The following is a 19380-nucleotide window of genomic DNA, read 5'->3' as shown; positions in this document are numbered from 1 at the left end:
CTCTCTTATAATCAGTGATCCGAATTGTGTGGCGCGTTGGTCGTGCGCCCATACCGCGACAAATCAAGCGTCACACGCGCCCGTACCGCCCTCGCAGCCCGTCCGTCACGCCGCAATAGATTGCCTTCAGCTTCAGGCGCTTGTTGCGCGCATGCAGCAGCACGAACGCGACGTGCTTGAGCGTGATGAGGTTGATCAGCAGCATGGCCGGATAACGGCGCCAGTAATCACGCGCGACGAGGATGCAGTTGCGCGCCGCATAGTAGTGGCGCAGCGCGCTCTGATCGAAGATCTCGACGCGCGGCCAGTGCTGCTGCGCGGACGGGCTGCCGAGTTCGTGGGGCAGCGACACGTCGGCGTTGACGCATACCGGCACGCCGTGCGCCTGCGCGCGCATGCAGTATTCCGCGTCGACGTGGTCGATGAAGAAATCCTCGCGGAAGCGGCCGAGCGCGCGATACGCGTCGAGCGAGATCGCGGTGCCCGACGAGATGATGACCGAGCACGACAGCAGGCCGTGCGCGCCGCCGTGGATCGGCGTGATCTGCGCGGACCAGCGGCGCACCGTGAACAACGGCAGGTCGCGCTGGAAATTGCGGTTGAAGATCCGCGGGCCGACCAGGAAGCGGCTGTCGCCCACCCGCGCGCAGCCGGCCAGCATTCGGTCGAAATAGTCGTCCGGAACGTGCGAATCCTGATCGAAGATGAAGAAGACGTCGCAGCCGCGGCCGATCAGGAATTCGACGCCGGCGTTGAACGCACCGGCGATGCCGCCGCGATTGTGATTCGCGATCACGTCGACGCCGCCTTCGGCGAGCCGTGCGTACAGTGCACGATCGGCGACGGGCGAATTGTCGACCGCGACGACGGCGGGGCTTTTTGCGGGCAAGGTCAGCAAATGCTCGATCTGCGCCGCGGACGGCTTGTACAGCGTGACCAACGTACCGTGTGTCATGACGGCACCTCGTGACGATCAAGTAGCGATGCGCCGCGCCGGTCGATCCGGGCGGCCCGTCCTCCTTTGCACGACTGCTTGTCTCGTCGACCGGCCTGCCTGCCCCCGTTCGCGTACTGCGCGCGATCGTCGCAAATGCCGCAGCCGGTCTTTCCTTATTTTGCGTACAGCTTGACGACGCTCGCCTGGACGACGCGCGTGATCTCCTCCATCCGCCAGCGGATATGCGTGTCGGTCAGCGTCGCGCACCGCGCCGCATCGCGTTCGGCGAGCGCGTCGAGAATCTCGAGATGCTCGGTAAACGCCTCGTTGCGTCGCTGATCGACGTCGACCCAGCGCACGTAGTGAATCCGCGCGTTGATCCCTTGCAGCACCCGGCCGATCTCGGCATTGCCCGATAACGCGGCGAGCTCCAGGTGAAACTGCTCGTCCTTGACGACCAGCTCGGCCGACGACATCCGCGCGGCATTCTTCATCACCTGCTTCCAGAAGCGTCGCAGCGCCTTGATGTCGTTGTCCGACGCGCGTTCGCACGCGAGCATCACCGCGGTCGTCTCGATCGAGCGACGCAATTCGAACAGATCGAACACATCCTTCCCCTCCAGTTCCCGAATGAAGAAACCGCGGTTCGGCACGAACACCAGCAGGTTTTCGGCAACGAGCCGGTTCAGCGCCTCGCGAATCGGCGTGCGACTCACGTTGAAGCGCTCGGCAAGCTCCAGCTCGTTGAACCGTTCGCCCGGCCGGATCTCGTACAGCACGGCCATCTGTTTCAACTGCTCGTAAATCTCGTTGACCGTGAGGCCCGTGCGCGTGGGCGCCGCGGTCTCCCGGCCAGCCATAACGGAAGTCGACATCTCGTCTCCTGGTTCCACCTGTTGTCACCGCGCGTCATTATCCATCGGCAATTCGCCCGCGCGCGTCTTTTTACATGCCGGAGCCATGCGTCAGCGCATCAGCAGGCTGCCGAAACCCGGCACGGGATCGTCGATGCCCGCAAGCCGCAGCGCGTGCCAGGCGAGCGCGTGATTGCTCGACAGCACCGGCTTGCCCGCGCGCGCTTCGATGTCGGCCAGCGCATCGACGATGCGCAGGCTCGTGCACGACACGAATACCGCGTCGACGGCCGGATCGGCGGCGAGCGTCAGCACCGCGTGCTCGATCGACGCGCGCTCGATGCGGGCGACCTCGTTGTCGTCGCGGTGCTCGAACGAGCCGACCCGCACGATGTCGACGCCGCGTGCGCGCAGGTACGCGGCCATCGCATCGTTGATCGTGCGCTCGTACGGCGTCAGCAGCGCGACCCCGCGCGCGCCGAGCGCCTTCAGCGCGATGCGCGCCGCGGTAATCGGCGTGGTGCACGCGACGCCGGGCCGCGCCTCGCGAATGCGCTCGAACACGCGCTCCTCGCCGAGCACCATCGACGCCGACGTGCAGCCGAACGCGACGACGTCGAGGCGCTCGCCAGGCCGGATCAATTCGACCGCCGCGCAGATCCCGCCGTCCATCCGCGCGAGCGTCTCGGCCGTGATCTCGGCCGAATTCGCGATCCGGCTTTCGTAGAACGCGACGCCATCGATCGCGAGCAGACGCCGCCACTCGTATTCGATCGTGTGATCGGTCGCCAGCACGACGAGACCGATCGCCGCGCGCCGCGCGATGCCGGCGTCGAGCGAGAAATCGAAGCGGGCGTACGCGTCGCGCGCCGGGCCGGCGCCGACATCCGGATCCTGGGCGGTGGAGAGAAGTTCGCTCATTGCAGGGTCATCCCGGTGATGTCGATGTCGGGCCGCTTGCCGTGGATCAGATCCGCGACGATCTTCGCGGTGCCGCACGACATGGTCCAGCCCATATGGCCGTGGCCGGTGTTGAAAAACAGGTTGCGGTGCCGGGATGCGCCGATGATCGGCGTGCCCTCCGGCGTCATCGGCCGCAGCCCGGCCCAGTAGGACGGCTTCGAATAGTCGGCGCCGTTCGGAAACAGTGCCTGCGCGGTCGCGAGCATGTGCGCGAAATCGCCCGGCGAATGCGTGGTGTCGTAGCCGCTGAACTCGGCGGTCGCGGTCAGCCGCAGCCGGTCGCCGAAGCGCGCCCATGCGACGAGCTGGTTCTCCTCGACGCCGCCGAGCGCAGGCGGTTCGTGCGCGTCGCCGATCGGCAGCGTGACCGAGTACCCCTTGACCGGATAGATCGGCAACCGGTAGCCGAGCGCGCGCGCGACGAACGGCGAATACGCGCCGAGCGCGAGCACGTATCGATCGCCGGTCACGCGGCCCTGCGACGTCTCGACGTAGTCGATCGTATCGGCGCTCGCGCGCACGCCGTCGATCGACGTGCCGAAGCGGAATTCGACGCCGAGCGCTCGGCAGCGCTCGGCGAGTGCGCGCGTGAACAGATGCGCGTCGCCGCTCTCGTCGCTCGGGCAATGGATCGCGCCCGCGATCCCGGCCGCCGCGTGACGCAACGCCGGCTCGCGTTCGACCGTGGCCCGCGCATCGAGGATGTCGAGCGGCAGGCCGTTGTCGGTCAGGATCCGCATGTTCGCGACGCCGCGCTCGAACGACGCAGGGTCGCGATACAGGTACAACAGCCCGCCGCTCGTCCGGTCGTATTCGAGCAGCTCGTCGCGCGTCGCCTGTTGAAGCCGCTGCTGCGCATAACGGCACAGCCGCACCTTGATCGACGTGTTGCGGCGCGAGCGCTCGGCCGTGCAGTTCTGCAGGAACAGCGCGCACCACGCCCACATCCGCCAGTCGGGCGTCCATTTGAGCCGCAGCGCCTGGCCGTCGGCAAACAGCGACTTGAAGAGGATCTTCGGTGCGCGCGGCGACGCCCAGGTATACGAATGGCCGGGCGCGATCAACCCTGCATTCGCGAAGCTCGTTTCGAGCGCGACGCCGTCGCGACGTTCGATCACCGTCACCTCGTCGCCCGCCTTCGCGAGAAAGTACGCGGTGGTTACGCCGACGATGCCGCCGCCGAGCACGATCGTCTTCATCGTCTGGTTCTCCTAGCTCGCGGCGATCGCCGCGATCTCGACCGTGTACTGCGGAAACGCGAGCTTCGATTCGACGCACGCGCGTGCCGGTGCGTCGCCCTGCGGCACCCACGCGTCCCACACGCTGTTCATCTCGGCGAAGCTGCGATAGTCGGCCAGCCAGATGCTCGCGGACACGATCCGGCGCTTGTCGAGCCCCGCGTCTTCGAGCAGCCGGTCGATCTTGTCGAGGATCTGACGGGTCTGCCCGGCCACGTCGAGCGACGTGTCGTCCGCCACCTGGCCCGCGACGAAGGCCAGCCCACCCGCGACCACCAGCTGGCTCATCCGTTCACCCACGCCGTATCGCTTGATCTCCACCATCTGACTGCCCTCCGAGGTCGTGTCGAGTTGGGCAGATTTAAGCACTGCAATTCACCTCTGTATACACTTTTTTCAGAAATATTCCCGATTGCGCCAGATTGGCGCGCCCGTGCACCACGGCTATCCACGTTCTTTATCCGCGTGCATAAATGCATGAAAAAAGGGCGACTTTTCTATATCAAACAGGTCTTTCCCAATTCCTCACAGCGACTCGAAAATTTATTTGCAAACGATTTTTGTTCTGTGATTCTGTCGACACTTCTGTATATCAAACCATGCCGCCAACCGTGCGGCCGACCATGCGACGGGAGAACGAAGATGAAGGCAAGTCAGTGGAGTGTCGGTGTCTGGATCGCGCTCGGTGCGCTTGCGTCGGGCGCTGCGCAGGCCGACGTCAGCGTGGGCGCGGTGCTGCCGCTGACCGGCGCGAGTGCGTCCATCGGCGAAGACCAACGCCGCGGCATCGAGCTTGCCGTCGCGCAGATCAATGCGAAAGGCGGCGTGCTGGGCCAGAAGCTCGCCGTGCGCATCGAGGATTCGGGCGGCTCGGCCAACACCGCGCTCGACGCCGCGCGCAAGCTCGCGACCGTCGAGCACGTGCCGGTCGTGCTCGGCGAGTTCTCGTCGTCGGTGACGATTCCGGTCGGACAGTTCCTCGTGCGTCAGGGCGACGTGCACATCAACATCGGCTCGTCGAGCCAGCAGGTGCGCAAGATCGGCGCGGGCTCGTTCAGCGTGATCGGGCTGGACGACCTGTCCGCGCGCTTCGCCGCGCAGGACGTGTACGCCCGCAAGCTGCGCCGCATCGCGCTGATCGCGCCGAACAACGGCTACGGCCAGGGCATCGCGGGCGAATTCAAGAAGCGTTTCGAGGCGCTCGGCGGCACGGTGGTGTCGACGGTGCTCTACACGGAAGGGCAATCGACCTATCGCCGCGAACTGGAGCAGGCATCGCGCGCGCAGCCCGACGCGTATGTCTACAGCGCCTATGGCCAGGAAGCCGCGACGCTGAACCGGCAGGCATTCGAGATGCGGCTCAACCAGCATCCGTGGTACGGCATCTACCTGACGATGTGCACGAGCGACACGCCCGCGCAGATCGCGCAAGGCCAGATCGGCCTCGAAGTCGCCGCGCTCGGCACGGGCGCGAAAGCGTATGCGAGCGCCTATCAGGCCGCGTACAACGAGGCCCCGCGCTCGGCGTTCGGCAGCTACGCGTACGACGCGACGCTGTTGTCCGCCGCGGCGATCGGCCGCGCGCAATCCATCGAACCGGCGAAGATCCGCACGGCGCTCGCGGCATTGGGCAAGTCGTATACCGGCGTGACCGGCGCGATCGCGTTCGATGCGGACGGCCAGCGCGAAGTCCAGCCGTACGAGAAGGTGGTCTACCGCCAATCGGTCGTCGCGCAGCAGTGAGCGGCCGCCTGCCCGAATGAACCCGAGGACTTCGCCATGCTGTCATTCATTGTCGACGTATTGATCCGCACCGCCGATCTGCTGCTGGTGTCGGTCGGCCTGTCGACGCTCTATTCGCTGATCCGCTTTCCCAACATCGCGCATGTCCAGTACGCGATGCTCGGCGCGTTCGCGACGCTGTGGCTGGAGCGCGCGGGGCTGCCGTTCGCGCTCGCGACGGTCGTGTCCTGCGCGCTGGTCGGCACGGCCGCGACGCTGCTGAACCTGTTCGTGTTCGCGAGGCTGCTGCGTTCGGGCAGCGCGGTGGCGATGATCGGCTCGCTCGCGATCTCGATGCTCGCGGTCGCGCTGGTGCTCGGCCTCGCCGGCTCGCGGCCGCAGCAGTATGCGCAGGACGTGCATCCGCCGATGGTGATCGCCGGCGTCGCGCTGTCCGTGCCGCAGTTGAGCTCGATCGCCTGCGGGGCCGGCGCGCTCGCGATATTTGCGGCGCTGCTGTACCGCACCGGCCTCGGGCGCGCGATGCGTGCGCTCGCGTCGAATCGTGCGCTGGCGCTCGCGACCGGCATCGACGCGACGCGCGTGACCAATGTGATCACGTTCGCGAGCGGCGTGCTGGCGGCGCTCGGCGGCACGATGCTCGGCGCCACCGAGAGCGTGCACGTGAATCTGGGCTACGGATTGCTGATTCCGGTGTTTTCCGCGGCGATCCTGGGCGGTCTCGGCAATCCGCTCGGCGCCGCGGCCGGCGCGCTGCTGATCGCGGTGGCCGAAACCGTCGCGTTGAACGTCGATTTCGGCGGGCTCGTCGATCGGCCGATGCAGTTCTTTCCGGTCGAGTACGTCGGCGCGGTGTCGTTCGCAATCCTGCTCGTCGCACTGATTTTCCGGCCCTACGGCATCTTCGATCGGGAGGTACGGCGTGTCTAGCTTCGTCATCCATTTGCTGACCGTCGGCTGCCTGTACGCGACGATGGCGCTCGGGCTGAACCTGCAGGCCGGCTATGCGGGCCTCGTCAATTTCGGCTTCATTGCGTTCAGCGGGCTCGGCGCGTATGCGGCCGGCATCGCGTCGCAGCTCGGCTGGCCGCTGCCTTCGGCGCTGGCGCTCGCGCTGGCCGCCGCGGGTGCGCTGGCGATCGTCGTCGCGCGGCTCGGGCGGCAGCTGTCCGCCGACTACTGGGGGATCGCGACGCTCGCGATCGCCGAGATCCTGCGCACGATCGCACTCAACGAAAGCTGGCTCACCGGCGGCGCGCAAGGCATCGGCGGCATCGCGCCGCTGTTCCCCGGCCTGCGGGCGCCGTGGGCCGACCTCGCCTTCCTCGCGGTCACGGCCGGCTGCCTCGCGCTCACCTACGCGACGTACCGGCGCCTGACCGCGAGCCGCTTCGGCCGGGCGCTGAAGGTGATGCGCGAAGAGCCCGCGCTCGCGGTCTGCTTCGGCTACGATCCGCTCGCGCTGAAAACGCGTGCGTGCATCGCGGGCGCGCTGCCCGCCGCGCTGGCCGGGGCGCTCGCCGCGTGGTACATCGGCTATGTCGGGCCGGACGCGATGATCGCGTCCGAGACCTTCGCACTGTGGACCGTCGTGATGGTCGGCGGCCTCGGCAGCCACCTGGGCGTGCTGGTCGGCACGCTGATCGTGCAGGCCGTCTACGCGCTGGCGCCGTTTCTCAAGGACTGGCTCGACGTCGGCAGCGACCTGACCGGCGCGGTGCGGCTCGGCCTGGTCGGCCTGATGCTGCTCGCGTGCGTGCTCTGGCGTCCGCACGGGCTCGTGCCGGAGCGCCTGGAGGTGCGGCCATGAGCGCGCTGCTCGATCTTGACGGCGTGACGATCCGCTACGGCGAGAACGTCGTCCTGTCCGGCGTCACGCTGTCGGTCGACGGCGGCGAGATCGTCGGGCTGCTCGGCCCGAACGGCTCCGGCAAGAGCACCGCGCTCAACGCGATCACCGGCTTCGCGCCGCTCGCGGCGGGCGCGATCCGCTTCGACGGCCAGCGGATCGACGCGCTGTCGCCGCACCGGATCGCGCGGCTGGGCGTGCGCCGCACGTTCCAGTTGCCGTCGATGCCCGCGCGCATGTCGGTGCTCGAACTCGCGATGGCGGCTTCGTCCGCGCGCCACGGCATCGCCGCCGCCCTCTGGCGCGGCCGGGCGACGCGCGCGCTCGATGCCGATACCCGTACGCGCGCCGCCGCGCTGCTGGACGAGCTGAAACTGTCGGGCGTCGCGCACCTTTCCGCCGCGTCGATCTCCGGCGGCCAGAAAAAGCTGCTGGGCATCGCGTGCGCGATGATGACCGAGCCCAAACTGCTGCTGCTCGACGAGCCGACCGCCGGCGTGCACCCGAACCTGCGCGGCGAGTTGATCGACGAGCTGCGACGGATTCGCAAACAAGGCGTCACGCTGGTCGTCATCGAGCACGACATGCATTTCATCCGCGAGCTGTGCGACCGCTGCGTCGTGCTCGACCGCGGCGTGACGATCGCGAACTGCCGGCCGGCCGAACTCGAGCGCAACCGTCGCGTACTCGACGCCTATCTCGGGCGCGCCCACGCCGCCCCTCGCCCGCTGGAGGCGTCATGATCGACGTGCGCGAACTCGTCGCCGGCTACACGCCCGAAGTCGACATCCTGCACGGCGTGTCGCTCACGGTCGGCGCCATCGACATCGTGACGATCCTCGGCCCGAACGGCTGCGGAAAATCGACGCTGCTGAAGGCGATCGCGGGCTTCGTGCTGCCGCGCGCCGGCAGCGTGACGATCCAGGGCACGGACGTGGCGCGCGTGCCGGTTCATCGCAAGATCCGCGAGTACGGGATCGGCTTCGTGCCGCAGACCGACAACGTGTTCGCGTCGCTTACCGTGCGGGAAAACCTGATGCTCGGCGGCCAGTCGATGTCCGCGTTTCCGCGCGAGGCGCGGATCGACGAGCTGTGCGAGCAGTACCCGGTGCTGCGGCGTCGCCACCGGTCGCTGGCGGGTGCGTTGTCCGGCGGCGAGCGGCAGATCGTATCGCTCGCTCGCGCACTGATGCCGCGCCCTGTCCTGCTGCTGCTCGACGAGCCGTCGGCGGGCCTGTCGCCGAAGATGGTCGACGAGGTGTTCGACGCGATCGTCCGGATGCGCGACACCGAGCATATCGCCGTGCTGATGGTCGAGCAGAATGCGATCGAGGCGCTGCGCATCGCGGATCGCGGCATCGTATTGACGATGGGGCGCGTCGCGCTCGAAGGCTCCGCTGGCGAGCTGCTCGACAGCGACGAGATGCGGCGCCTGTACCTCGGCGGGAGGGCCGCATGAGCGGCGGGGGCGCCGCGCCGGCCGCCGGCGCGTACGCATCCGCGGCGGCGCGCCCGGTGCTCGTGATGGTCGCGCTCGCGTGCGGCTTCGTGATGGCCATGCTCGACGTGACGATCGTCAACGTCGCGCTGAAGGCCATGGAAACCAGCCTGTCGATGTCGCTGACCGCGCTGGTGTGGGTTGTCGATGCGTACACGCTCAGCTTCGCCGCGCTGCTGCTGCTCGGCGGCGCGCTCGCGAACCGCTACGGGTCGAAAGCCGTCTACGTGGCCGGGCTCGCGCTGTTCGTCGGCGCGTCGGTGCTGTGCGCGGCCGCACAGTCCAGCGGTGCACTGGTCGCGGCGCGGCTCGCGCAGGGTGTCGGCGCGGCGCTCTTCATGCCGAGTTCGCTGAGCCTGCTCACGCTCGCGTTCCCGCCAGGGCCGATGCGAACACGGATGATCGGCATCTGGGGCGCGCTGGTGTCGGCCGCGATGGCGCTCGGGCCCTGCGTCGGCGGCGTGCTGGTCGACGCGATCGGCTGGCGCGGCATCTTCTGGGTGAATCTGCCGGTCGGTGCGGCCGGCCTGTGGCTCACGTACCGGCATATCGCGCGGGCGCCGCGCCATCCCGGCCCGTTGAACGCGCTCGGCCATCTGTTCGGCGCGCTCGCGCTCGCCGCGCTGAGCTTCACGCTGATCGAAGGGCCCAGCGCCGGCTGGCGCTCGCCGTCGATCCTCGCCGGCGTGGCCGTGACGCTGGCCGCCACCGCGGCGTTCGTATTACGCGAGCGCTACGCGCACTCGCGCATTCTTTCACCGGCGCTGCTCGCGAACCGGCGTTTCGTCGCCGGCAGCACGCTGGGCCTCGCAATCAACTTCGGCATTCTCGCCGAGATCTTTTTGCTGAGCCTCTATTTGCAGAACGTCCGCGGCGCGAGCGCGCTCGTCGCCGGATTCGAGCTGTTTCCGCTGATGGCGATGTTCGGCATCGGCAATCTCGCATCCGCGAAGGTCAGCGCCCGGCTCGGCGCGCGCCGCACGCTGCTGATCGGGCTCGCGCTCGCCGCGCTCGGCAGCGTGGCGCTCGTCGGCGTCGCGGCGATGCCGTATCCGCTGCTGGCCGTCGCGGTCGGCCTCGCGAACTTCGGCGCCGGCCAGGCCATTCCGGCGATGAACCTCGTCGTGATGCAGTCGGCCGATGCGGCGGACGCGAACCTTGCCGCCGCGTCGCTGAACGCGAGCCGGCAGATCGGTTCGCTCGTCGGCATCGCGATCGCATCGGTGATCCTGCACGTGATCGACGATCCGGACCGCGCGACGGCCGTCGGCTTCGCGGTGATCGCCGCGCTGTACGCGCTCGGCTTCGCGATCGTATTCCGTGCGATTCACGCCGGGGGCGCCGAGCAGCCGTAGCCGGGCACGCACGGGTATCGGCGGCAATCGGGCGTAGTCGGCGCCGTCGAAGCATTCGGTGTATTCCGCGTATCACGCACGCATTTTTCCTCTTGCAGCGAGGGACCTCATGCAAACAGCGATTGGCCGTAAAGGACTGATTCTGGCGGGCGGCTCGGGCACCCGGCTCCATCCGCTCACGCATTCGGTATCGAAGCAATTGATGCCGGTGTACGACAAACCGATGATCTATTACCCGCTCAGCACGATCATGCTGTCCGGCATCCGCGACGTGCTGATCATCTCGACGCCGCGCGATCTCGACGCGTTCCAGCAACTGCTCGGCGACGGCAGCCAGTGGGGCATGAGCTTTTCGTATGCGGCGCAACCGAGCCCCGACGGTCTTGCGCAGGCGTTCGTGATCGGTGCGCCGTTCATCGGCCGCGACGCGGCGACGCTCGTGCTCGGCGACAACATCTATCACGGGCCCGCGCTGTCGTCGCTGCTGCAGCAGGCCGCCGCACGGACCGCCGGCGCGACCGTGTTCGGCTACTACGTGCGCGATCCGGAGCGCTACGGCGTCGTGTCGTTCGACGCGGATGGCCGCGCGATCGACCTCGAGGAGAAGCCGCGCGAGCCGAAATCGAACTACGCGGTCACGGGCCTTTATTTCTACGACAACGACGTCGTCGAACTGGCGAAGGCCGTGCGCCCGTCCGCGCGCGGCGAACTGGAAATCACCGACCTGAATCTCGCGTATCTCGCGCGCGGCACGCTGAACGTCGAGATACTCGGGCGCGGCTACGCATGGCTCGACACCGGCACGCACGAATCGCTGCTCGACGCGGCCAATTTCATCCAGGTGATGCAGGCGCGGCAGGGCCTGCAGATCGCGTGCCCCGAGGAAATCGCGTACCGGCTCGGCTGGATCGATGCGGAGCAGCTCGAAACGCTCGCGCACAAGCTCGCGAAAAGCGGCTACGGCCGCTATCTGCTCGATCTGATGAGCAAGGAGGTCGCCGCATGACACGGGTCATCGAGACGCCGCTGCCCGGCGTGCTGCTGATCGAGCCCGGCGTGTTCGGCGATGCGCGCGGCTTTTTCGTCGAAAGCTTCCGGGCAAGCTGGCTGCGCGACGCAGGCGTCGACGCGACCTTCGTGCAGGACAACCAGTCGCGCTCGCGTCGCGGCGTGCTGCGCGGGCTGCATTACCAGCGGGTCAATCCGCAAGGCAAATTGGTGCACGCGTCGCGCGGCGCGGTCTACGACGTCGCCGTCGACATCCGGCGCGGCTCGCCGTTCTTCGGCCGCTGGTTCGGGGCGCAGCTCGACGACGTATCGCACCGGATGCTATGGATTCCGCCCGGTTTTGCGCACGGCTTTTGCGTGTTGTCCGACGAGGCCGACTTCGCGTACAAGTGCACGCAGTACTACGATCCCGATTCGGATGCGGGCGTGCGCTGGGACGATCCGGAGATCGGCATCGACTGGCCGGATTCCGGCGCGCCGTATCAGTTGTCGGACAAGGATCGGCGGCAGCCGCCGCTCGCCGAACTGGCCGCCGGCGCGCCGACGCTGCTGCCGGCATACGGGAGTGCGCGATGACGATCGTCGTGACCGGCGCGCTCGGCCAGGTCGGCCGCGAACTGGTGCTGCGCGCGGGCGAGCAGCCGCTCGTCGGGCTGTCGCGCGCCGCGCTCGACATCGCCGATGCCGACGCGGTGCGCCGCGCGCTCGACGAACAGCGGGCCGCGCTCGTGATCAATGCCGCCGGATGGACCGCCGTCGACCGCGCGGAAGCCGAGCCCGATGCCGCGTGGCGGGCGAACCGCGACGGCCCGGCCGTGCTCGCCGACGCGTGCGCCGCGCGCGGCATTCCATTGATCCATCTGTCGACCGACTATGTGTTCGACGGCCGCCTGCCGGGCCCGTATGCGGAAACCGCCGCCGTCGCGCCGCTCGGCACGTATGGCCGCAGCAAGCTCGCGGGCGAGGAAGCGGTGCGCGAGCGGTTGCCCGACCGTCATCTGATTCTGCGCGTCGCATGGGTGTTCGGCGCGCACGGCAGCAATTTCGTGCGCACCATGCTGCGCCTGGCGCGCGAGCGCGAGGTCGTCGGCGTCGTCGCCGATCAGTACGGCGGGCCGACGCATGCCGGTGCGCTCGCCGACGCGCTGCTGACGATCGCGGCGCGCTACCGGGCCGGTGAAGCGCTGCGCTGGGGCACCTATCACCTGTGCGGCACGCCCGTGACCACGTGGCACGGCTTCGCCGAAACGATCTTCACCGAGGCGCGGCGCACCGGCCTCATCGACCGCGTGCCGTGGGTCCGGCCGATCCGGACCGATGCCTATCCGTTGCCTGCGCCGAGACCGGCGAATTCCGCGCTCGACTGCAGCCTCCTGCGAGAACACTTCGGGGTCGAATCGCCTTCGTGGATCGCGGGTCTCACTGAAGTGTTTGCCACCTGGAAGCAAACCCCATGAGCTATCGACCGAAACATGTTCTCGTGACGGGCGGTGCCGGTTTCATCGGCGCCAATTTCGTGCGTCATCTGCTCGAAAACGACCCGCAGGTCAGCGTCACCACGCTGGATCTGCTGACCTATGCGGGCAGCCTCGACAATCTCGGCGACGACCTGCCGGGCGCCGATCGTCATCGCTTCGTCCTCGGCGACATCTGCGACCGGCCGCTCGTCGAGTCGCTGCTGCGCGACCATGCGATCGACACCGTCGTCCACTTCGCGGCCGAAAGCCACGTCGATCGCTCGATCGACGGCCCCGGCGAATTCGTTCGCACGAACGTGCTCGGCACCTGGACGCTGCTCGACGCGTGCCGCCAGCTTTGGCTGAACGAGCAGAAACTCGGCAGGGCCGACGCCCTTGCGCGCCGCCGCTTTCACCATATCGGTACTGACGAGGTGTACGGCTCGCTGGGCCCCGACGATCCGCCCTTTTCCGAAACGACGCCGTATGCGCCGAATTCTCCGTACTCGGCCACCAAGGCGAGTTCAGACCATCTCGTGCGAGCGTATTTCCATACGTACGGATTGCCCGTCACCACGACGAACTGCTCGAACAATTACGGGCCGCGCCAGCACAGCGAGAAGTTCATTCCGACCGTGATCCGTCATTGCATCGAAGGCACCGACATCCCGGTGTACGGCGACGGCGCGAACGTGCGCGACTGGCTGTACGTCGACGACCATTGCCGCGCGATCGACACGGTCATCCGGCGCGGGACGATCGGCGAGACCTACACCGTCGGCGGCTGCAACGAATGGCGCAATGTCGACATCGTCGCGCTGATCTGTACGCTGCTCGACGCGCGGCGGCCCGAACACGCGCCGCATGCGCGCCTCGTCCGCTTCGTCACCGATCGCGCGGGTCACGACCGGCGCTATGCGATCGATGCGGGGAAGCTCGCCCGCGAGCTGCAATGGCGGCCGGCGGAGAGCTTCGAAACGGGGATCGTGAAGACGCTGGATTGGTATGTATAGAGGCGGTGGCGCTCGGCACGTCGATGTCGTGCCGTGCCGAGGGCCGAGGTCAATCGCCAAGCCGGGGTTGCTGGCGGTATCGCGCGGACCTTTCTATTTGAAAGCTTCGCGCGGCCCGCGCCTTGCTCACTTGCAACGTGCGCAACATCCCAGGTTGCGGTCAGGAGAGCAAGATGACACGTCAACAGCCACAGGCAGACAAGCAGACAGGTACCGAGAAACCCGCGGAGAAACGCGACGACGGGCAGCAGACCTTCGAAACCGATATTTCGGAAACCGGCGAGGACGGCACCACGGTGCGTCAGGCCGAGGTTCGCGAGGACGACCTGTCCGAGGTGAAGCCACCGTCCGGGCCGTCGCGCTGAACAGGTGGACGCGACGCGACGGCGCCGGTGCGCCGCCGCGTCTTTTCCAGCGTGCCGTTGCAAATTCCGCCCTCTATCGCCGTGCCCCGCTCCGCGCAACGTCGGACATGTCGGACCAGCCATCTCGACGTCGACCATGCCGGCCGCTCCGACGACGGGTCCCCCACATGGCGCACGCACGTATCGACAAAGTGCCGTCGCCCTCCCCCTTGAAATTCACTCGACGTATCCTATTTTAGGTATCGCTCAGGCAGTCGCGGTTGACGCGCTGCGTGTTTCTATTTGTTAGTCAGCGACCCTGTCGCGGATGGACGAACTGGAGCGCGTGGTCCGGTTCGTCCCTTCGCACGGGGACAACAGGAGCCCATCATGAGCGATATCTTCTTCCCCACCGATCTGCTCGCGGAATTCGACCGCCTGCAACGACAGATGGCCAGCGCGTTCACGGGTTTTCCGGCCAGCCTGCGCGCGCCGCGCCCCGGTACGTTTCCACCGGTCAATATCGGCAGCACCGACGACACGGTCGAGATCGTCGCGTTCGCGCCGGGTCTCGACCCCGCGAAGATCGACATCTCCGTCGATCGCCGGCTGCTGACGATCAGCGGCGAGCGGACTCCGCCGGACGCTGGCACGACCGACGACGAGCGACGCGTCTACGCGAACGAGCGGTTCATGGGCGCGTTCCGCCGCGTGGTCGAACTGCCGCAGCACGCGGACCCCGACAAGATCGACGCGCGCTATGCGAACGGCTGCCTGACGATCAGCGTCGGCAAGTCGGAGGCCTCGAAGCCGCGGGCGATTACCGTCCAGTAAACCGCACGACGTCACGAACGCATGACGGAGGACATCATGAGTGACACGAACACCACTGAACTGACCACCCGTCCGGCCGATACGCGAACGGCCGTGACGAACCGTGAAGCGGCTCGGCCCGACACGCCGCGCACGCGGATTGCGCCAGCCGTCGACATCGTCGAGGACGCGCACGGCATCACGTTGTACGCGGACCTGCCGGGCGTGCCGCGCGACAAGCTCGACGTCCGCGTGCACGACGGCAGCCTTGCGATCGAAGCGGAGGCCGTCATTCCGACGCCGCCGGGATTGCGCCTGCAGCACGGCGAAGTGCAGCATCCGCACTTCTCGCGCGCATTCACGCTCAGCCCGGATTTCGACGTGTCGCGCATCGACGCGCAATTGCGGGACGGCGTGCTGAAACTGAGCATCCCGCGGCGTGAAGAAGCGAAGCCGCGGCGGATCCAGGTGACGGCGGGGTGAGTGGACGCGCCGGGTGCGTGTCATCGCGCCGGCGCGATCCGCACCGCTCGCAGGCATCCGTGCTTGCGCTTGCGGCATGAAGTGCTGGCGCCTCGCTTGCGCGACGGTGCCGGCGCGTCGTCGCACATGTCGCATTTCCCTGCAGGAGGCATCTGATGCATACCAACAGGACGATCGAACATGGTGGATATACGGTCCGGGCCGTGGTGACCGACACGGAGACGGGCCGCTACTCGGCGGCGGCGATCCTCACGGATCGCGACGGTGAAACCCGGACGCTCGGCGTCGACGGCGACTTCGCCGATACCCGCGAAGCAAGCGACCAGGCGCTCGAACTCGCGCTCGCATGGATCCAGCGACGGTCGGTCGTGTCGGACCGGTATGTGAGACGGAATCGAGCCGGGTCGAACCGCGATTCGGATCACGGACAACGCGCACGGCGCTGATCGCGCCGGACGCTGAGCATGCTTCCGGCGCGGGCCCGGGTGGCCCGCGCCGGCGCTTGAGCATTGCGTCGGGCGGCCCGATTCGCGGCGCGGCCCGCGCGATTCCGGCCGGCCGTGCCGCACACCGCGCCGCGCCAACGCGGCCGCATGGACGACGCCACACGCATGACGCCCACGGAATCATGCAAAATGCTGCGCATCTGAATGGCGGAGACTGACCGGTGGGCATCAATTTCGATTTGACGGACTTGCAGGCGTTTCGCGCGGTCGTGGAAACGGGCAGTTTCCGCAAGGCTGCCGAAGCGGTCAGCCTCTCGCAGCCTGCGTTGAGCCGCCGGATCGACAAGCTCGAGGACGCGCTCGGCGTGCGGCTCTTCGAGCGCACCACGCGCCGCGTCGCCCTCACCACCGTCGGCCGCGTGTTCGCGCAGAGCGCCGAACAACTGCTCGACGATCTCGACGCCGCGCTGCTCGGCATCCGCGACGTGTCGTCGAGCCGCCTGGGCCACGTGACGATCGCCTGCGTGCCGTCGGTCGCCTACTACTTCCTGCCGCCAATCATCGCCCGCTTTCATCAGCGCTTTCCGCGCATCCGGGTGAAGCTGCTGGATGCCAGCGCCAACGAAGTGCTGGGCGCCGTCATCAGCGGCGAGGCGGATTTCGGCGTGAGCTTCATCGGCAGCCAGGAGGCGGAGGTCGAGTTCAAGGTGCTGCTCCAGGAACGGTTCGTCGCCGCCTGTCGCCGCGACCACCCGCTCGCGCGCAAGAAGCGCGTGACCTGGAACGAACTCTACGAGCACGATTACGTGTCGGTGGACAAGACGTCCGGGAACCGCCTGCTGCTCGACCAGGCCCTGGCGGCCGTCGCGCCGCGCACGCCGAGCGTCTGCGAGGCGCGCCACGTGACGACGCTGCTCGGGCTGATCGAGGCGGGGCTCGGCGTCGCCGCGGTGCCGTCGATGGCGATGCCGGGGCATGACCACCCTGTCCTCACGAGCGTGCCGCTCGTCGAGCCGGCCGTGAAGCGGCGCGTGGGCATCGTCAAGCGGCGCGGGCGCTCGCTGACGCCGGCCGCCGAGGCATTTCACCGGATGATCGTCGACGCGAAGCGCGGCGACGCCGCCGGCACCGGCACATCGGCATGACGACGACGGAACGGAAACGAGGGAAGACGGCATCGTGAGGTGGACCCGGCTATTCAAATCGCTTTACGTGCAGGTCCTGCTCGCGATGATGCTCGGCATCGGCATCGGTCATGTGTGGCCGGCGGCGGGCGCGATGCTCAAGCCGCTCAGCGACGCGTTCGTCGCGCTCGTGAAGATGACCATCGCGCCGATCGTCTTTTGCACGATCGTGTCGGGCATCACGTCGTTGTCGAACGGGCAGGCGATCGGCCGCACGATCGTGCGGGCGCTCGCGCTCTTCTATCTGTTGACGGCCGCCGCGCTCGCGTTCGGGCTCGTCACCGCCTACGTGCTGCAACCGGGCGCCGGCATGCACATCGACGTCCGCCATCTGGATGCGAGCATCCTCGCGCCGTATGCGAAGCATGCGGAGCCGCGCAGCCTGGTCACGTTCGCGCTCGGCGTGATTCCGGACACGATGCTCGGCGCATTCGCGACCGGCGAAGTGTTGCCGGTATTGCTGCTGTCGCTGTTGTTCGGCTTCTCGCTGAATGCGCATCCGCGCGCCGCCCGGCCCGTGCTGGCGCTGATCGACGGCATCGCGCAGGTCGTCTTTCGCGTGCTCGCGATGATCATGCGGCTCGCGCCGCTCGGCGCGTTCGGCGCGATGGCGTTCACGGTCGGCCGCTTCGGCATCGGCTCGGTCGGCTCGCTCGCGAAGCTGATGGTGTCCTTCTACGTGGCCTGCGCGCTGTTCGTCGCGCTGGTGCTCGCCCCGCTCGCGCGACTGCACGGCTTCGCGCTGTGGCGGCTCCTGCGCTACCTGCGCGAAGAGTTGCTGATCGTGCTCGCGACCTCGTCCACGGAGCCGGTCCTGCCGCGCCTGATCGTCAAGCTGGAAGCGCTCGGCTGCGACAAGGGCGTCGTGGGGCTCGTGCTGCCGGCCGGCTATTCGTTCAATCTGGACGGCACCGCGATCTATCTGACGCTCGCGGCGCTGTTCATCGCGCAGGCGTGCGACGTCCCGCTTTCCGCGCCGCAGATCGCGACGATGCTCGCGATCATGCTGGTCACGTCCAAGGGTGCGGCCGGCGTGTCCGGCAGCGGGCTCGTCGCGCTGGTCGCGACGCTCGCCGTGATGCCCGACCTGCCCGTCGCGGGGGTCGCGCTGCTGGTCGGCATCGATCGCTTCATGTCGGAGGCGCGCGCGCTGACCAGTGTGATCAGCAATGCGTGCGCGGTGATCTTCGTGTCGTCGTGGGAAGGGGCGTGCGACCGGACGCGTCTTGCGCAGCGGCTCGCGGCGGCCGGGCCGGCGTTGCCGGACGCGGCCGATGAAGAACGCGCCGCCGCAAACGGCGGCAGCGACGGAGACGGGAAGACGGTCTGATACGCGCCTTCCCGCCGATCGGACTCAATGCGCGGAAACGGAATCCAGGCCGGTCGACTTCACGTCGGCCTGCACGTCGGGCGACGCGAGATAGTCGAGCAGCGCCTTCGCTTCCTTCGGATGCTGCGCGCCGACCGGGATGCCGGCGGCGAAGCGCGTGACCGACTGCAGCGATTCGGGAATCTTGCCGACGAAGGTCGCCCCCTTGACGGGCAGCAGCTCGCTGACCTGCTGGAAGCCGATTTCGTAGTCGCCGTTCGCGACGACCGACGCCACCGGAATCCGCGGAATCATCTTCGCCTTCGACTTCACCTGCTCCTCGATCCCAAGCTTCTTGAACAGTTCGCGTTCGATATACACGCCGCTCGCGCTGTCCGAATAGGCGATCGATTTCGCGTGCAGCAGCACCTGCTTGAGGCCTTCTGCGGTGCTGATGTCGGGCTTGGCCGCGCCGTCGCGCACGACCATGCCGATGCGCGAGTCGGCCAGATCGACGCGGGAGTCGGGGACGACCTTGCCTTGCTTGATCAGATCGTCCAGCGCGTAGCCGACCATGATGACGGCGTCGGCGGGCTCGCCGCGCGCGAGCCGGTTCGGAATCGCTTCGGGCGATTTGCCCATCGACGGGCCGAGCGCGGTCGCGAGCGTATTGCCCGTCGTGGACGCGAACCGGGGGCCGAGCACCTTGTAGGCGGCGGTGAAGCCGCCCGAGCTCATCACGTGCAGTTCGGCAGCCTGGACGTTGGCCGCGACCGCCGCGGTGGCGACGAGCGCGGTTGCGCAGAATTTCAGGAGCAGGTTTCTCATGGTCGTGGTCGTGCGGATGCGTGGATATGAATGAACGTTCCGGATGGGCCGCGCATCC

Annotated in this window: 22 protein-coding genes; 16 read left to right on the top strand and 6 right to left on the bottom strand. The window is 67.7% G+C overall.

Going from position 1 to position 19380, the window contains the following annotated elements; all coding sequences use genetic code 11:
- Positions 1-70: 70 nt before the first annotated feature.
- The 5 genes from HWX14_RS25505 to HWX14_RS25485 all read right to left on the bottom strand — a co-directional run bounded on the left by HWX14_RS25505 (position 71) and on the right by HWX14_RS25485 (position 4316).
- The gene (locus HWX14_RS25505) at positions 71-955 is read right to left on the bottom strand and encodes a glycosyltransferase family 2 protein (RefSeq protein ID WP_175885126.1); all 885 of its coding nucleotides are present in this window, start codon (positions 953-955) and stop codon (positions 71-73) included.
- Between the two features lie 155 nt (positions 956-1110).
- Entirely contained in the window at positions 1111-1812 is a 702-nt protein-coding gene (locus HWX14_RS25500; protein ID WP_126365612.1) for a GntR family transcriptional regulator, read from the bottom strand.
- A gap of 90 nt (positions 1813-1902) precedes the next feature.
- Positions 1903-2712: an aspartate/glutamate racemase family protein gene (locus tag HWX14_RS25495; protein WP_175885125.1), complete on the bottom strand. Its 810-nt coding sequence runs from the start codon at positions 2710-2712 to the stop codon at positions 1903-1905.
- Entirely contained in the window at positions 2709-3953 is a 1245-nt protein-coding gene (locus HWX14_RS25490; protein ID WP_175885124.1) for a D-amino acid dehydrogenase, read from the bottom strand. Before HWX14_RS25490 ends, HWX14_RS25495 begins: the two co-directional genes overlap by 4 nt.
- A 12-nt stretch (positions 3954-3965) precedes the next feature.
- On the bottom strand, positions 3966-4316 hold the full coding sequence (locus tag HWX14_RS25485; protein ID WP_175876157.1) for a RidA family protein: 351 nt from the start codon (positions 4314-4316) through the stop codon (positions 3966-3968).
- A 318-nt stretch (positions 4317-4634) separates the two neighbouring features.
- Between HWX14_RS25485 and HWX14_RS25480 the strand changes: the two genes are divergently transcribed.
- The 16 genes from HWX14_RS25480 to dctA all read left to right on the top strand — a co-directional run bounded on the left by HWX14_RS25480 (position 4635) and on the right by dctA (position 18515).
- A complete protein-coding gene (locus tag HWX14_RS25480; protein WP_175885123.1) occupies positions 4635-5735 on the top strand; it encodes an ABC transporter substrate-binding protein in 1101 nt (366 codons plus the stop codon).
- Positions 5736-5771: 36 nt separating this feature from the next.
- Complete coding sequence (locus HWX14_RS25475; RefSeq protein WP_175885122.1) at positions 5772-6665, top strand: branched-chain amino acid ABC transporter permease; 894 nt, start codon at positions 5772-5774, stop codon at positions 6663-6665.
- Positions 6658-7545 (top strand): branched-chain amino acid ABC transporter permease, encoded by an 888-nt coding sequence (locus HWX14_RS25470; protein WP_175885121.1) that lies wholly within the window; start codon positions 6658-6660, stop codon positions 7543-7545. The genes HWX14_RS25475 and HWX14_RS25470 overlap by 8 nt, the downstream gene beginning before the upstream one ends.
- The gene (locus HWX14_RS25465; RefSeq protein WP_175885120.1) at positions 7542-8327 is read left to right on the top strand and encodes an ABC transporter ATP-binding protein; all 786 of its coding nucleotides are present in this window, start codon (positions 7542-7544) and stop codon (positions 8325-8327) included. The genes HWX14_RS25470 and HWX14_RS25465 overlap by 4 nt, the downstream gene beginning before the upstream one ends.
- Complete coding sequence (locus HWX14_RS25460) at positions 8324-9043, top strand: ABC transporter ATP-binding protein (RefSeq protein WP_175885119.1); 720 nt, start codon at positions 8324-8326, stop codon at positions 9041-9043. The genes HWX14_RS25465 and HWX14_RS25460 overlap by 4 nt, the downstream gene beginning before the upstream one ends.
- The gene (locus tag HWX14_RS25455) at positions 9040-10437 is read left to right on the top strand and encodes an MFS transporter (RefSeq protein WP_175885118.1); all 1398 of its coding nucleotides are present in this window, start codon (positions 9040-9042) and stop codon (positions 10435-10437) included. Before HWX14_RS25460 ends, HWX14_RS25455 begins: the two co-directional genes overlap by 4 nt.
- A 109-nt stretch (positions 10438-10546) precedes the next feature.
- On the top strand, positions 10547-11443 hold the full coding sequence (gene rfbA, locus HWX14_RS25450; RefSeq protein ID WP_175885117.1) for a glucose-1-phosphate thymidylyltransferase RfbA: 897 nt from the start codon (positions 10547-10549) through the stop codon (positions 11441-11443).
- On the top strand, positions 11440-12021 hold the full coding sequence (gene rfbC / locus HWX14_RS25445; protein WP_175885116.1) for a dTDP-4-dehydrorhamnose 3,5-epimerase: 582 nt from the start codon (positions 11440-11442) through the stop codon (positions 12019-12021). Before rfbA ends, rfbC begins: the two co-directional genes overlap by 4 nt.
- Positions 12018-12902, top strand: coding sequence for a dTDP-4-dehydrorhamnose reductase (gene rfbD, locus HWX14_RS25440; RefSeq protein WP_175885115.1), 885 nt, complete (start codon positions 12018-12020; stop codon positions 12900-12902). Before rfbC ends, rfbD begins: the two co-directional genes overlap by 4 nt.
- Positions 12899-13915, top strand: a complete 1017-nt coding sequence (gene rfbB / locus HWX14_RS25435; protein WP_175885114.1) for a dTDP-glucose 4,6-dehydratase — start codon at positions 12899-12901, stop codon at positions 13913-13915. Before rfbD ends, rfbB begins: the two co-directional genes overlap by 4 nt.
- A 173-nt stretch (positions 13916-14088) precedes the next feature.
- On the top strand, positions 14089-14280 hold the full coding sequence (locus tag HWX14_RS25430; RefSeq protein WP_175885113.1) for a hypothetical protein: 192 nt from the start codon (positions 14089-14091) through the stop codon (positions 14278-14280).
- 369 nt (positions 14281-14649) lie between these two features.
- Positions 14650-15093, top strand: coding sequence for an Hsp20/alpha crystallin family protein (locus HWX14_RS25425; protein ID WP_175885112.1), 444 nt, complete (start codon positions 14650-14652; stop codon positions 15091-15093).
- Between the two features lie 36 nt (positions 15094-15129).
- Positions 15130-15555 carry an Hsp20/alpha crystallin family protein gene (locus HWX14_RS25420; RefSeq protein WP_175885111.1) on the top strand — a complete coding sequence of 142 codons (426 nt, stop codon included), beginning with the start codon at positions 15130-15132 and terminating at the stop codon, positions 15553-15555.
- 155 nt (positions 15556-15710) lie between these two features.
- Entirely contained in the window at positions 15711-16001 is a 291-nt protein-coding gene (locus HWX14_RS25415; protein ID WP_175885110.1) for a hypothetical protein, read from the top strand.
- 221 nt (positions 16002-16222) lie between these two features.
- Positions 16223-17146, top strand: coding sequence for a LysR family transcriptional regulator (locus tag HWX14_RS25410; RefSeq protein WP_175885109.1), 924 nt, complete (start codon positions 16223-16225; stop codon positions 17144-17146).
- A 34-nt stretch (positions 17147-17180) separates the two neighbouring features.
- The gene (gene dctA / locus HWX14_RS25405) at positions 17181-18515 is read left to right on the top strand and encodes a C4-dicarboxylate transporter DctA (protein WP_175885108.1); all 1335 of its coding nucleotides are present in this window, start codon (positions 17181-17183) and stop codon (positions 18513-18515) included.
- A gap of 24 nt (positions 18516-18539) precedes the next feature.
- Here the strand turns inward: dctA and HWX14_RS25400 are convergent, their stop codons facing one another.
- Positions 18540-19322: a substrate-binding domain-containing protein gene (locus tag HWX14_RS25400; RefSeq protein ID WP_175885107.1), complete on the bottom strand. Its 783-nt coding sequence runs from the start codon at positions 19320-19322 to the stop codon at positions 18540-18542.
- Between the last annotated feature and the right edge of the window lie 58 nt (positions 19323-19380).

It is taken from the genome of Burkholderia sp. BCC0044, assembly GCF_902832955.1.
GTDB lineage: Bacteria > Pseudomonadota > Gammaproteobacteria > Burkholderiales > Burkholderiaceae > Burkholderia.
This window is presented reverse-complemented; position numbering and strand designations above follow the sequence as displayed.

Coding starts and splice junctions, on each gene's coding strand:
- HWX14_RS25490 (WP_175885124.1), bottom strand. CDS start 3,953: ATGAAGACGATCGTGCTCGGCGGCGGCATCGTCGGCGTAACCACCGCG.
- HWX14_RS25485 (WP_175876157.1), bottom strand. CDS start 4,316: ATGGTGGAGATCAAGCGATACGGCGTGGGTGAACGGATGAGCCAGCTG.
- HWX14_RS25415 (WP_175885110.1), top strand. CDS start 15,711: ATGCATACCAACAGGACGATCGAACATGGTGGATATACGGTCCGGGCC.
- HWX14_RS25500 (WP_126365612.1), bottom strand. CDS start 1,812: ATGTCGACTTCCGTTATGGCTGGCCGGGAGACCGCGGCGCCCACGCGC.
- HWX14_RS25425 (WP_175885112.1), top strand. CDS start 14,650: ATGAGCGATATCTTCTTCCCCACCGATCTGCTCGCGGAATTCGACCGC.
- rfbC (WP_175885116.1), top strand. CDS start 11,440: ATGACACGGGTCATCGAGACGCCGCTGCCCGGCGTGCTGCTGATCGAG.
- HWX14_RS25480 (WP_175885123.1), top strand. CDS start 4,635: ATGAAGGCAAGTCAGTGGAGTGTCGGTGTCTGGATCGCGCTCGGTGCG.
- HWX14_RS25455 (WP_175885118.1), top strand. CDS start 9,040: ATGAGCGGCGGGGGCGCCGCGCCGGCCGCCGGCGCGTACGCATCCGCG.
- HWX14_RS25465 (WP_175885120.1), top strand. CDS start 7,542: ATGAGCGCGCTGCTCGATCTTGACGGCGTGACGATCCGCTACGGCGAG.
- HWX14_RS25420 (WP_175885111.1), top strand. CDS start 15,130: ATGAGTGACACGAACACCACTGAACTGACCACCCGTCCGGCCGATACG.
- HWX14_RS25400 (WP_175885107.1), bottom strand. CDS start 19,322: ATGAGAAACCTGCTCCTGAAATTCTGCGCAACCGCGCTCGTCGCCACC.
- HWX14_RS25475 (WP_175885122.1), top strand. CDS start 5,772: ATGCTGTCATTCATTGTCGACGTATTGATCCGCACCGCCGATCTGCTG.
- rfbA (WP_175885117.1), top strand. CDS start 10,547: ATGCAAACAGCGATTGGCCGTAAAGGACTGATTCTGGCGGGCGGCTCG.
- rfbB (WP_175885114.1), top strand. CDS start 12,899: ATGAGCTATCGACCGAAACATGTTCTCGTGACGGGCGGTGCCGGTTTC.
- HWX14_RS25495 (WP_175885125.1), bottom strand. CDS start 2,712: ATGAGCGAACTTCTCTCCACCGCCCAGGATCCGGATGTCGGCGCCGGC.
- HWX14_RS25430 (WP_175885113.1), top strand. CDS start 14,089: ATGACACGTCAACAGCCACAGGCAGACAAGCAGACAGGTACCGAGAAA.
- HWX14_RS25505 (WP_175885126.1), bottom strand. CDS start 955: ATGACACACGGTACGTTGGTCACGCTGTACAAGCCGTCCGCGGCGCAG.
- HWX14_RS25460 (WP_175885119.1), top strand. CDS start 8,324: ATGATCGACGTGCGCGAACTCGTCGCCGGCTACACGCCCGAAGTCGAC.
- rfbD (WP_175885115.1), top strand. CDS start 12,018: ATGACGATCGTCGTGACCGGCGCGCTCGGCCAGGTCGGCCGCGAACTG.